Annotated in this window: 9 protein-coding genes and 1 pseudogene; 4 read left to right on the top strand and 6 right to left on the bottom strand. The window is 51.6% G+C overall.

Features of this window, described 5'->3' with window-relative positions; translation table 11 throughout:
* Nucleotides 1-368: 368 nt before the first annotated feature.
* The gene (locus ACXAFR_RS25615) at nucleotides 369-965 is read left to right on the top strand and encodes a restriction endonuclease (protein WP_475182581.1); all 597 of its coding nucleotides are present in this window, start codon (nucleotides 369-371) and stop codon (nucleotides 963-965) included.
* 8 nt (nucleotides 966-973) lie between these two features.
* Here ACXAFR_RS25615 and ACXAFR_RS25610 read toward each other — a convergent pair whose 3' ends face one another.
* From ACXAFR_RS25610 to ACXAFR_RS25595, 4 genes and pseudogenes are all read right to left on the bottom strand, one after another.
* The gene (locus ACXAFR_RS25610; protein ID WP_475182579.1) at nucleotides 974-1,462 is read right to left on the bottom strand and encodes a P-loop nucleotide/nucleoside kinase family protein; all 489 of its coding nucleotides are present in this window, start codon (nucleotides 1,460-1,462) and stop codon (nucleotides 974-976) included.
* A 79-nt stretch (nucleotides 1,463-1,541) separates the two neighbouring features.
* Nucleotides 1,542-1,937 (bottom strand): annotated as a pseudogene (locus ACXAFR_RS25605) (GNAT family acetyltransferase); the annotation flags it as partial.
* Nucleotides 1,938-2,056: 119 nt separating this feature from the next.
* Nucleotides 2,057-2,620, bottom strand: coding sequence for a DUF924 family protein (locus ACXAFR_RS25600; protein WP_475182576.1), 564 nt, complete (start codon nucleotides 2,618-2,620; stop codon nucleotides 2,057-2,059).
* Nucleotides 2,620-3,555, bottom strand: coding sequence for a DUF808 domain-containing protein (locus tag ACXAFR_RS25595; protein ID WP_475182573.1), 936 nt, complete (start codon nucleotides 3,553-3,555; stop codon nucleotides 2,620-2,622). Before ACXAFR_RS25595 ends, ACXAFR_RS25600 begins: the two co-directional genes overlap by 1 nt.
* Before the next feature lie 114 nt (nucleotides 3,556-3,669).
* Between ACXAFR_RS25595 and ydiJ the strand changes: the two genes are divergently transcribed.
* Together ydiJ and ACXAFR_RS25585 are read left to right on the top strand one after the other, a co-directional pair.
* Entirely contained in the window at nucleotides 3,670-6,732 is a 3,063-nt protein-coding gene (gene ydiJ, locus ACXAFR_RS25590) for a D-2-hydroxyglutarate dehydrogenase YdiJ (protein WP_475182570.1), read from the top strand.
* A gap of 154 nt (nucleotides 6,733-6,886) precedes the next feature.
* Nucleotides 6,887-7,429 carry a CbrC family protein gene (locus ACXAFR_RS25585; protein WP_475182568.1) on the top strand — a complete coding sequence of 181 codons (543 nt, stop codon included), beginning with the start codon at nucleotides 6,887-6,889 and terminating at the stop codon, nucleotides 7,427-7,429.
* A 40-nt stretch (nucleotides 7,430-7,469) separates the two neighbouring features.
* Here the strand turns inward: ACXAFR_RS25585 and ACXAFR_RS25580 are convergent, their stop codons facing one another.
* Complete coding sequence (locus tag ACXAFR_RS25580; protein WP_475182565.1) at nucleotides 7,470-8,573, bottom strand: phosphoribosylaminoimidazolesuccinocarboxamide synthase; 1,104 nt, start codon at nucleotides 8,571-8,573, stop codon at nucleotides 7,470-7,472.
* Nucleotides 8,574-8,829: 256 nt separating this feature from the next.
* The gene (locus tag ACXAFR_RS25575) at nucleotides 8,830-9,219 is read right to left on the bottom strand and encodes a hypothetical protein (RefSeq protein WP_475182563.1); all 390 of its coding nucleotides are present in this window, start codon (nucleotides 9,217-9,219) and stop codon (nucleotides 8,830-8,832) included.
* 388 nt (nucleotides 9,220-9,607) lie between these two features.
* On the opposite strand from ACXAFR_RS25575, the gene ACXAFR_RS25570 reads away from it, so the two are divergent.
* The gene (locus ACXAFR_RS25570; protein WP_475182561.1) at nucleotides 9,608-12,406 is read left to right on the top strand and encodes a valine--tRNA ligase; all 2,799 of its coding nucleotides are present in this window, start codon (nucleotides 9,608-9,610) and stop codon (nucleotides 12,404-12,406) included.
* Nucleotides 12,407-12,449: the final 43 nt, after the last annotated feature.

The following is a 12,449-nucleotide window of genomic DNA, read 5'->3' as shown; positions in this document are numbered from 1 at the left end:
AACTGATCATAGGTCATAAAATCTTAAACTCTCGCCCTAAGAATGTTGGGCTACATAATACCCTCGAGCAGAAAACATCGTTAAATCGGCACGTTAACAATTTCATTTTATGCATGGTTTATAAAGGAAGTTTCAAACACAAAGGATTGAAATGTGAATATTCACAAAATGCACATTTGAAATCCTCCTCGGTAAATTTCCGTTTACGCTGAGGCAACCACTGCCTAACGTGTTACTATCTTATCTTTGGACAAGCCACCATACTGTCAGACTTTAGCTTGATCCAAAACAATTATTCTAAGTGTCACAGTGTATTTACCAGGAATGAACGTTGATCCTGGTTATGATGTTTTTAAAGGGGTCTTATAATGACGACCTGGCTCGATATTATCTATGGCCGCCTGTCCGACTGGTGGACAGATCTTGTCATCAATTGGGAACTTCTCGCTCCCCTCCCTCGCGCTTTGGTCGTCGCGTTGGTCGTGGTTTTGGCTCTGTGGGCAATCCGCCCACGCGGACTCTTTGTCAGCAAACACCAACGCAATATCAGCAAGTCTCACCGAGTGCTTAAGCGAATACGATCATTTCACTCTTCTGCGGAGATTTTGAAATACCTGCGACGAATTGATCCCTATGTGTTTGAAGAGGTCGTCTTGACCGGCTTTCAACAAGCTGGCTGTCGAATACGCCGCAACCTGTCCTACAGTGGGGACGGCGGTCAGGATGGTCAAATATGGCTGAATGGAAAACGCCACCTTATTCAGACCAAGCGCTATTCCAGGCATATTGCCACCGACCATGTTAAAGCGTTTTGTCGACTGGTTGATCGATCCCGCTGCCGGGGGTTTTTTATCCACACCGGGCGTGCGAGTAAAAGTAGCGAGGCGGTATTAACTGATCAGGTACGCATTATTTCCGGAGCCAAGTTGGTGGCTCTGCTAAGGGATTGTAGATTACCAAAGTAAGTGAGAAATCACTGTATGACGACAATATTCAGTCCTTCGCTACAACTTGGCGGTTCAAAATACTGGGTAACCTGGTGAAACATGGCCGGCGTATCAAAATGCGCGCGCTCGGGCTGTTGTAAGCGGCGCTTTTCCAATTGACACAGACACTGTTTATCACTGACATCGAGATACAGAAGTTCATGGTCACATCCCACTTCTGAGCAAAGTTCGAGAAACCACTGGCGTTGTTTGATCGTATTGGCAGGAAAATCCATAACGGTCGTCGTACCCACCTCAACTAACCGTTGTACATGGCTTTTAATGAATGGCTTAATCCGATTCGAGAGACGAATATAATCGTCGAAGGATTGGATTTGACTCGGGAAGTGAGCAGCTAGCCATTCATCTTCCGAGATCAAAAGAGCGCGGCTATCAAACACGACCTTCTCAGCGAGCGTTGATTTTCCCGCGCCCATTTTTCCACACAAAAAAAACAGTTTTCCTTTACCACTCATCTTTTGTTTTGTCCTACGAACATTTAAATGATGCTTTTGATCGCCTAAAAGCAATTAAGCTATCAGCCGAACAAGGGACTTATTCAGCGTCATTCTCCAAACGTTTTCGTAAACCAACGACAGAGTCATCGCCATAGCCAATCGCAGCGTAAAATGCCAACACAGATGCATTGCTGGAACGGACTTGCAAATTGATTTTCGGACACCCCTTTGCTTGAATACGCTCTTCGACAGCTCGCATAATTGCTTGACCCAATCCTTGCCGTTGAAAACTGGGCTTAACCGCCAAGTAATTTATCCAACCTCTATGCCCTTCGTAGCCACCCATGACAGATGCAACGAGAGTATTTTCCATTTCCCCAACCAAAAACAAACCCGGCCCCACGAGGAGCTTTCTATCTATATCCTTTTCTGGATCGTTCTGAGGTACAACCAGCCCACATTCCTTCCATAGAGAGATAACTCCGCTTTTATCCTTTAGCTCGAATGTTCATATTTCGATAGATCCGTAACGATCAATAAATATATTAGAATGTCGCCAGAGGTATCTACCCGATAACTCCCGCAGAAAATTAAAGCTATCAGACAGTTAAATCAAAACCCCGATCCCGGCGTTTTTAAAAACGCCACCTCTTCCTCTGTAGACTCTCTTGCCAAAATCTCATTGCGATGGGGAAAACGAGCAAACCGCTCAACGATATCTCGGTGACGTATGGCAAACCGATGATTGGATTCCAGACCAGGTATCGCAAAGAGCTCAACGCATTCGTTTTGAACCATCAGAGATTCACTGTGCATATACGGCATATACACAAAGGCTCTTTGATTGAGAGGGCGCATGCTGTCCAGGCCAAGCTGCACCATAGTTTGGGCGAGCGCCAAAGCCATCGGATCCTGGCTGAAAGCTTCAGGCGTACCGCGATAGATATTTCTGGAAAATTGATCAAGGACGATAATTTCGGCCAGGCGACCCTCCGGGCTCTGGCGCCAGGAATAACATTCCCCGGCGGCAGCCTGTTGCAGCACTTTGCCGAACCGCTCGTTTATGGTCTGATCAAGCTCATCCGATTTTTGGAAATGTTGCTTCGGGGTCAGTTCTTCAAACCAAAAGTCGAGAACGGTTTGGTAATCCGCCCTAGCCCGCCTGGTATCGACCATCAGTGTTCTGCCCCCTCTTTTGCCTCGTCTTTTTTACCCCACAGCTTACTGCCCATTTCAACGATAACAACCAGAATCAATCCTGCGAGAAAACCAATAACGAGATTAAACAGCAGGTCGGTAACCATCGCCGGCAAACTGTGCAGCATACCGTGTACCGCTTCGAGGCCGTGGTGCAGAAAGGGAAAGCCATGTACCAGAATACCGCCACCCACCAAAAACATGGCGATGGTGCCCAGTATGGCCAAGGATTTCATCAGCCAGGGGCACAGTTGCAAAATGCCTCGACCGATCGAGGCTTTCAGACCTTCACCCGTGCGCTGTAAATAAAGCCCAAAGTCATCCAATTTAACGATAATGGCTACCAGTCCATAAACTGCCACGGTAATGCCAAAGGCAATCAGTGCCACAACAATTGCCTGGGTTAAGAAGTCCTTCCCCTGTACAGCGCCGAGAGCGATTACCACGATCTCTGCAGAGAGAATAAAGTCGGTGCGAATCGCACCTTTGATCTTCTTCTGCTCGAGTGCGACCAGATCGACTTCCTGGTTTTCAAACGTGCGCTGAACCTCTTCCTTTTCGTGGGAGGCTTCTTTTTTATGGAAAAACTTGTGCAAGACCTTTTCGGTTCCTTCAAAGCACAGGAAAGAACCGCCAACGATCAGCAGTGGCGTAATCAGCATCGGTAGGAAAGCACTGAGCAGCAGTGCCACTGGCACAATAATCAACTTGTTCTTGGCAGAGCCCTTGGCCACTGCCCAAACCACGGGAATCTCCCGCTCGGCCCGCACCCCCGATACCTGCTCAGCATTCAGCGCCAGATCATCGCCGAGCACCCCGGCGGTTTTCTTTGCCGCGACCTTCGACAATACCGCTACATCATCCAAAATAGTCGCGATATCGTCGACCAACGTTAGAAGTCCCGCAAATGCCACTGTTTATCCTCCAAAAGTGATTCACTACGCCTTAGACGGAAAGTTTACGGCAAACCGCGCGCCTTGGGGCTCTTATACTGTAAAATACCGCGTTTTCAGTTTTGTTGCCCGACCATGATTCCAGCGATTGACACCCCCTCACCGCTCCTCTCCGACTATCAGGCGTTTATCGAAAAGCTGTGCTACAGCGGCTTTGAAGGCGATATTCAGGCGGATTTTGCCACCCGGACGGTACTTTCCACGGACAACTCCATCTACCAGATGCTGCCCCAGGGCGTGTTATTTCCACGTTCGACGGCGGACCTGCAGCGTATTGCCCGCCTTAGCAACGCCCCCCGCTTTACGTCGGTCACCCTGGCCCCCCGCGGTGGTGGCACAGGTACCAATGGTCAGTCTTTGACCGAAGGTTTGATGGTGGATATCTCCCGCCATATGAATCAGATTCTGGAGATCAACGCCGAAGAGCGTTGGGTGCGGGTGCAGGCAGGGGTGGTCAAGGACCAGCTGAACGAAGCTATTGCACCCTATGGGCTCTTCTTTGCTCCGGAACTCTCGACCAGTAACCGTGCCACCTTGGGGGGCATGATCAATACCGACGCATCGGGCCAAGGGTCGTGTGCGTATGGCAAAACTCGAGATCACGTACTGGAATTGTCCACCGTCTTTCTTGATGGCACTCTGTTTACCTCCTCTCCTATTGAGGATGACGCCTTGGCACAAGTCACCCAGCGGCAGGACCGGGTTGGCGAGCTGCATCGGGTGCTGGATACCATCCATAGCCAACACAAAGACGAAATCGCCGAAGGCTTCCCCGAACTCAATCGATGCCTAACCGGCTACGATCTGGCCCATATTCGTACTGATGACGGCCTTTTCGACCTCAACAGTATTCTCTGTGGCAGCGAGGGCACGCTGGGCTTTATCTGCGAGGCAAAACTCAACCTGCTGCCCATCCCCACCTGTTCGGCATTGGTAAACGTGAAATACGCCGACTTCAACGCTGCCCTGCGGGACGCCCAGCAGCTGATGAACTCCGGCCCGACATCCATCGAGACGGTCGACAGCAAAGTGCTGAATCTGGCCATGAACGATATCGTCTGGAACTCCGTTGCAGAGTACTTTCCCAGCGACGCCTCCCAGCAGGTTCAAGGTATCAATCTGGTGGAATTTACCGCCGATTCCACCGACGAACTGCAACAGCTGGTTGAGCGACTCACCGGCGAGCTGGATCGTCAAGCGAAAACCGCTGGCGGCGATGTCTCGGCGCCACGCCTAGGCTACAGTGTCGCCATGGGCACAGATGCCGTTAACAAAGTCTGGGGAATGCGCAAGCGGGCTGTCGGGCTGCTCGGCAATGCCAAGGGCGAAGCCCGTCCTATTCCCTTTGTGGAAGATACAGCCGTTCCCCCGCAAAACCTGGCGGACTATATTCTTGAATTCCGGGCGCTACTGGATAGCCACAATCTGCAATACGGAATGTTTGGCCACGTCGATGCCGGCGTCCTTCACGTGCGTCCCGCAATCGATATGAAAGACCCTCAACAAGCCGCATTGGTGCGCCCCATTTCCGATGGCGTGGCGGCACTGACGAAAAAATACAAAGGTCTGTTGTGGGGTGAACATGGCAAAGGTGTGCGCTCGGAATACGCGCCAGAGTTTTTTGGCGACCTCTACCCGTTGCTACAAAAAGTCAAAGCCAGTTGCGACCCCCATAACCAGCTCAACCCAGGCAAAATTGCCACGCCTGATGATTCAGTCCAGCTCTATAAGATTGATGAAGTGCCCACCCGCGGAGACAGGGACAAGCTGATTCCCACCACCAGTTGGGATGCCTTTAAAGACGGCATGTACTGTAATGGCAATGGCGCCTGCTATAACTGGAACCCCAACGACGCCATGTGCCCGTCGTGGAAAGCCACCCGCCAGCGGATCCACTCACCCAAGGGGCGCGCCTCCCTGGTTAAAGAATGGCTGACGCAACTCAGTCAGCGCAATTTTGATCCGGTGGCGGAAAGCAGCCAGCTCAAACGCAAGTCCTTTCTGACCGATCTTAGCCAAAAAATCAGTAACACCCGCGGGATGTATCGTGGGGAATATGATTTTTCTCATGAAGTCATGGAATCCATGGCTGGCTGTCTCGCCTGTAAATCCTGCGCGGGCCAGTGCCCGATCAAAGTGGATGTACCCACCTTCCGCAGCAGCTTTATGGAACTCTACTACGGCCGTTATCTGCGCCCGTTAAAGCACTATGTCATTGGTGGCTTGGAAAGTTTGATTCCGGTAATTACCAAGATCCCACGGCTCTACAATGCGATGGTGGTTCCTCAGGTCATGCGCAACCTGACTCGTCGCGCTATTGGTATGGAGGATAGCCCGGCACTATCGACCATCAATTTGCAAAATGAGCTCTTTCGCATGGGAGTCCCTCTGGCGACTGAGAAAACCCTTGCGTCCCTGTCGCCGCAACATCGGCAGAGAGCTGTTATTTTAGTGCAGGACGCCTTTACCAGCTTCTTTGAAACGCCATTGATTCTGGATCTGGTCAGGCTGCTGTTAGAACTGGATTTCTTTCCGATGCTTGCGCCTTACAAAGCCAACGGTAAGCCCTTGCACGTGCACGGATTTCTGAAAGCCTTCGAGCGTACAGCCAAACGCAACGCGAGCTATCTAAGATCCTTGAGCAACAGCGGTATTCCTTTGGTTGGAGTGGATCCTTCCATGACCCTCACCTATCGTAGCGAGTATCAAAAACTGCTGGGAGACCAGGCCCCGCGAGTTTTGCTATTGCAGGAATGGCTGGCGGAATCCGATGAAAAAATTCGCCAACAAGCAGAAAAATTTACGCCAGGCAGCTTTACTCTGATGCCACACTGCACTGAAAGTACTAATGCGGCCGCGTCTATCAAGCAGTGGCAATCATTGTTTGAGGCGCTTGGGCAAAACTTATCCGTGGCGAAGGTGGGCTGCTGTGGCATGGCGGGAACTTACGGCCACGAGAGCGTGAACCTGGAAAACTCCAAAGCGCTCTACGAGATGTCCTGGCAGCCGCTGGTAGAACATGGCAACCTGCCAACGCCCGTTGCCACCGGCTATTCCTGCCGAAGTCAGATCAAGCGCTTTTCCAACGAGAAAGTGGCACATCCGCTACAGGCGCTGTTAAAGCAGCGGGTGAATTAAACAACTGACGAGCACTGAAAATAAATGGATGTTCTGTGTCACTAACCGTATGCGTCATTGGGCCCACACAGATGTATTAACAGCATACTTGATACACAGTGCATTCATGAGCACCTGTTCAACAGTAACAAAGCGAACGCTTAGAGAAAGAAACATGGATTTACCAGTATTCAAATATCATCAGAACCCGTTGAAGACCGCGTTCGTTGAGAAATCTGATACAGAATGCAAATGCTGTGGGACACAAACTGGCTATATCTACACGGGGCCGGTGTATGCTGAAGAAGAACTCATTGATTGCATCTGCCCCTGGTGTATCGCAAATGGACAGGCACATGAAAAATTTGATGCTGAATTTACCGATTACGAAGGTATCGGTGACTATGGCTCTTGGGACGAGGCTTCTGACGACGCTAAAGAAGAAATTGCCTTTAGAACGCCAGGCTTCAGCGGTTGGCAGCAAGAACGCTGGTGGACTCACTGCGGTGATGGAGCAATATTTTTAGGCCTGGCTGGCAAAAGAGAAATTGAAGACTATGGCAGCGATCTGGCAAAGGAGCTTCAGCAGGAAGCTGGCTATGATGACCAGCAATGGGAAAGCTATTTCAGTGCACTATCAAAAGAAGACTCGCCAACTGCGTACGTGTTCAAATGTACACAGTGTGGCACATTAGGCGGTTACTCAGACGCTGATTAAACCATTAAATCGAAAATTCATTAACCGCCGAACGGTGGATCTAATCAATCAACCCATACTGCTCGTTCAGCACATCGACGATCTCTCCGCGGGGATCGTCACTCAGCGTGAGCGGCGCACCAATGACCTTCTCGGCAATGCCGGTATAGACCGAAGAGACTTTTAGCAGAGCCTCCATCGGCAACTCATTATCCTTTGCCAAGGCAACCCGCTCCGGCATACGGTTTTTATTGAGCAAAATATCCGGATCGGGGAAGTGATTGAGTAAAAACTGGCGGAACTCTTCCTTGGAATTTTCCCGCACTTCGCCCTGGCGATACGCCTCGCCATCCCAGATCCGAGACGAATCCGGCGTGCCGACTTCGTCCATATAAATCATTTTCTCCGAGCCATCCGGGTTGGTCACATAACCAAACTCAAACTTGGTATCAACGAAGATCTGATCAATGGCGGCCAACTCTTTTTCAATCACCCGAAAACCGTCCTTCAACAGCGTCTCATAGTGATCGACATCAGCCACGGAACTAAAACCAAACGCAGCCGTATTATCCAGCAGATTTTGGCGGGTGATGTTCACATCATCCGCTTCTGGCACCCCGGGAATGCCTTTCAAGATTCCCTTGGTCGATGGCGTAATTAACAGTTCGGGCAATTTTTGATCTTTCTGCAAGCCTTCGGGTAATTGAATCCCACAGAAATCACGCTCACCCTTGCCGTAGGCCCGCCACATACTGCCAGTAATATAATTGCGGCAAATAGCCTCCACCTTGACTGGGCGCGCCTTGCGTACCAGCCACACCAATGGATGGGGAATATCGACGATATGACTGTCGGCCAAGCCCGCATCCCGAAAACAACCGAACCAGTGATTGGAAATCGCATTAAGAGCCGCACCTTTGCCGGGAACGCCACCGACACCACCTTCACCGGTCCAGATGCAATCAAACGCCGACATTCGATCGCTAATCACCATCAACGCCAAAGGCGCATCTTCGGGAATGGCATAACCTTTTTCCGCGATGAGCCGACGACTGTCTGCTTCCGTCAACCAATAAACCGAACGCACCTTACCACTGTGCACCGGAGCGCCAGTGCGGATCGGAAAATCGTCATTGATAGCAAGAACAGAGCGGGCAAGAGTCATGGACAGCTTCCAGGCAGAAGAAAAACCGCGAGTCTAGCAGATACCGGCAGCGGTCAGAAATACAGAGATAACAACCAGCCAAATAGAAACATTCATATTGACCACAATGCCCACCAAGCCTAACCGCAGCACCACCCAGCCAAAAATTGGCACGCACAAATCCCCCTTCCAAAGCCCCAGGCTTTGAGGGCGCCTCTTTTGGTTCCTTTTCTTGGCGCAAAGAAAAGGAACTCGCCTGCCCGGCGATAGAGGGCAATCACTCAAGAAAATTAATCTGCCAGTTATGTTGAACGATCAGCCAACTGATCCATCCACATTGACCACAATGCCTAACCGCAGCACCACCCAGCCAAAAATTGGCTCGCCCACATTCCCCTTCCAAAGCCGCAGGCTTTGAGGGCGCCTCTTTTGGTTCCTTTTCTTGGCGTAAAGAAAAGGAACTCGCCTGCCCGGCGATAAAGGGCAATCGTTCAAGAACAACAATCTGCCAGTTTTGACGATCGATTTGCCAACTGATCCATCCAGACTGACTACAACACCAAGACTGATCGCAGCAGAACCCTGCTAAACACTGGCACGCCCCAAATCCCCCTTCCAAAGCCGCAGGCTTTGAGGGCGCCTCTTTTGGTTCCTTTTCTTGGCGCAAAGAAAAGGAACTCGCCTGCCCGACGATAGAGGGCAATCGTTCAAAAAGCAATCTATCTGTTTCAAACGATGTCGACCTGAGGGCACATCCATCCTAACAACATTACCCCAAGCCTAACCGCAGCAGCCCCCTGCTAAACACTGGCACGCCCCAAATCCCCCTTCCAAAGCCGCAGGCTTTGAGGGCGCCTCTTTTGGTTCCTTTTCTTGGCGTAAAGAAAAGGAACTCGCCCGCCCGGCGATAGAGGGCATAACTAAAAATAGAAAATATTCGCTTAGAATCGCCGACCTGCAGTCACCCAACCCCCTTCTTACCCTCCCAGAAACCCCTCCCGACATGTATACTTCACGCCTTTTCCCGCAGACTCGGAAACAAGCAAAGACGCGCTATGGATAAAACCTACCAGCCCAACGCCATCGAACAACAGTGGTACGAAACCTGGGAGAACAACGGGTATTTCAAACCTTCCGGCGAAGGTGAGCCCTATTGCATCATGATTCCGCCGCCAAATGTGACCGGCAGCCTGCACATGGGCCACGGTTTTCAGGAATCCATCATGGATGCCCTCATCCGCTACCAGCGTATGCGCGGCCGCAACACCCTCTGGCAAGTGGGCACCGACCACGCCGGCATTGCCACGCAAATGGTGGTTGAACGACAATTGGACGCGGCAGGTCAATCCCGCCACGAACTGGGGCGCGAGAAATTCATTGAGAAGATCTGGGAGTGGAAGGAAGAATCCGGCGGTACCATTACCCGCCAGTTGCGCCGTCTAGGGGCCAGTCCCGACTGGAGCCGCGAGCGCTTCACCATGGACGAAGGCTTCTACAAGGCCGTGCAAGAAGTCTTTATCCAGCTGTATGAAGACGATCTGATCTATCGTGGTAAACGCCTGGTCAATTGGGACCCCAAACTCCACACCGCAGTTTCTGATCTGGAAGTGGTGCAGGAAGAAGAAAACGGCCATCTGTGGCACTTCCGCTACCCGCTATCAGACGGCAGCGGTCATCTGGTCGTCGCTACCACCCGTCCGGAAACTATGCTCGGCGACACAGCCGTCGCCGTCCACCCGGAAGACGAACGCTATCAGGGGATGATCGGCAAAACCATCAAGCTGCCGCTGACCGATCGTGAAATCCCCATCATTGCCGACGACTATGTAGACCGTGAATTCGGTACCGGCTGTGTCAAGATTACCCCCGCCCACGATTTTAACGACTATGAAATGGGTCAGCGCCACAGTTTGGAGATGATCAACATCTTCAACGACGATGCCGAGATCAACACCAACTCCCCAGAGAAATATCAGGGCCTGGATCGTTTTGAAGCCCGCAAGCAAGTCGTTGCCGATCTCGACGCCTTGGGTCTGCTCGAGAAAATCGACGATCACAAATTGAAGGTGCCACGCGGCGATCGTACCGGCGTCGTTATCGAGCCTTATCTTACCGATCAGTGGTACGTAAAAACCGCGCCATTAGCGGAAGAAGCCATCAAGGCGGTTGAAGGTGGCGATATCCAGTTTGTCCCCCGCCAGTACGAAAACATGTACTTTTCCTGGATGCGGGATATTCAGGATTGGTGTATTTCCCGTCAACTCTGGTGGGGTCACCGTATTCCCGCCTGGTACGACGAACAGGGCAATTGCTATGTTGGCCGCAGCGAAGCCGATGTGCGCGCCAAACACCAGCTGGCTGACGATCTGACGTTACGCCAGGATGATGACGTTCTCGATACTTGGTTTTCCTCCGGGCTCTGGACCTTCGGTACCCTCGGCTGGCCGGAAGAAACCGACTTTCTGAAGACCTTCCATAGCACCGATGTGCTGGTAACCGGTTTCGACATCATCTTTTTCTGGGTCGCTCGTATGATCATGCTGACCCTGCATTTTCGCAAGGAAGTCCCCTTCCATACGGTGTATGTGCACGGTCTGGTGCGGGACAGCCACGGCGAGAAGATGTCCAAGTCCAAGGGAAATGTGCTCGATCCTATCGATTTGATCGACGGTATTGATCTGGAATCCCTGGTCACCAAGCGTACCGCGGGCATGATGGTGCCGCGTCTAAAAGAGAAAATCGAGAAGCAGACCCGCAAGGAATTCCCGGATGGAATTGCCGCCTATGGTACCGACGCCTTGCGCTACACCTACTATTCGTTGGCCTCCACCGGTCGCGACATCAAGTTTGATGTGGGGCGTATCGAGGGCTTCCGCAATTTCTGCAACAAAATCTGGAACGCCTCCCGTTATGTATTGATGAACTGCGAAGAACAGGATGCGGAAGGCAACACCATTCGCGCTTTGGACTGTGGTCAGGATGGCTCCACCGACTATGAGCTGTCGGTCGTCGATCGCTGGATCATTTCCCGTTTGCAAGTCACAGAAAAGGCCGTTGCCGAGGGCATTGAAAGCTATCGTTTCGACCTAGCGTCACAAGCGCTTTACGACTTTATCTGGAATGAGTACTGCGCCTGGTATTTGGAATTATCAAAACCGATTCTTACCGATCCAGAGACGTCCGCCGCACTGCAGAAAGGCACTCGTCGCACGCTGATTCGTGTGCTGGAAGCCACTTTGCGCTTAGCCCACCCTCTGATGCCGTTTATTACCGAAGAAATCTGGCAGCGGGTTCGCGATTTGGCTGGCGCCACCGGTGAAACCATCATGATGGCCGCTATGCCAATCTGCGATACCGACAAGATTGATGAAACGGCGGTTGCCGACGTGCACTGGTTACAGGGCGTTGTCGAAGGCGTGCGCAATATTCGCGGCGAGATGAATATCTCCCCCGGTAAGAAAATACCGGTATTTTTTGCCAATGGTGATGCCACGGATAACGAGCGTTTGCAGAGCAATCAGCAATATTTGCTGCGCCTTGCCAACCTGGAAACCATTACCTGGTTGGACGATGAAAAGGACGCGCCGCTGGCAGCGACGGCCTTGGTCGGCAAGATGAAAATTCTGGTGCCGATGGCCGGGCTGATCGATGTCACCGCGGAAACCGCCCGTCTCGACAAAGAGATCGACAAGCTGCAAAAAGAGATTGGCAAAGTGGAAGGCAAATTGGCGAACAGCAAGTTTGTCGATAATGCACCCGCTGCCGTGGTGGAAAAAGAGCGGGAGAAACTCACCGGCTATTCTGAAACCATTGGTCAATTACGCGAGCAGCGCGAGCGCCTGGCGCAACTTTAAGCACTGCTTGCTGGCAAATTGCCTGCATCACAAAAAAGGGCGC

The sequence above is a fragment of the Pseudomaricurvus sp. ABR4_320 genome, from assembly GCF_056159445.1.
The sequence above is the reverse complement of the archived record's forward strand: the minus strand, read 5'-3'. Positions and strand labels throughout refer to the sequence as shown.

Excerpts from the sequence above, each read along its gene's own strand:
- ACXAFR_RS25615 (WP_475182581.1), top strand. The coding sequence starts at position 369 with ATGACGACCTGGCTCGATATTATCTATGGCCGCCTGTCCGACTGGTGG.
- ACXAFR_RS25610 (WP_475182579.1), bottom strand. The coding sequence starts at position 1,462 with ATGAGTGGTAAAGGAAAACTGTTTTTTTTGTGTGGAAAAATGGGCGCG.
- ACXAFR_RS25600 (WP_475182576.1), bottom strand. The coding sequence starts at position 2,620 with ATGGTCGATACCAGGCGGGCTAGGGCGGATTACCAAACCGTTCTCGAC.
- ydiJ (WP_475182570.1), top strand. The coding sequence starts at position 3,670 with ATGATTCCAGCGATTGACACCCCCTCACCGCTCCTCTCCGACTATCAG.
- ACXAFR_RS25585 (WP_475182568.1), top strand. The coding sequence starts at position 6,887 with ATGGATTTACCAGTATTCAAATATCATCAGAACCCGTTGAAGACCGCG.
- ACXAFR_RS25580 (WP_475182565.1), bottom strand. The coding sequence starts at position 8,573 with ATGACTCTTGCCCGCTCTGTTCTTGCTATCAATGACGATTTTCCGATC.
- ACXAFR_RS25570 (WP_475182561.1), top strand. The coding sequence starts at position 9,608 with ATGGATAAAACCTACCAGCCCAACGCCATCGAACAACAGTGGTACGAA.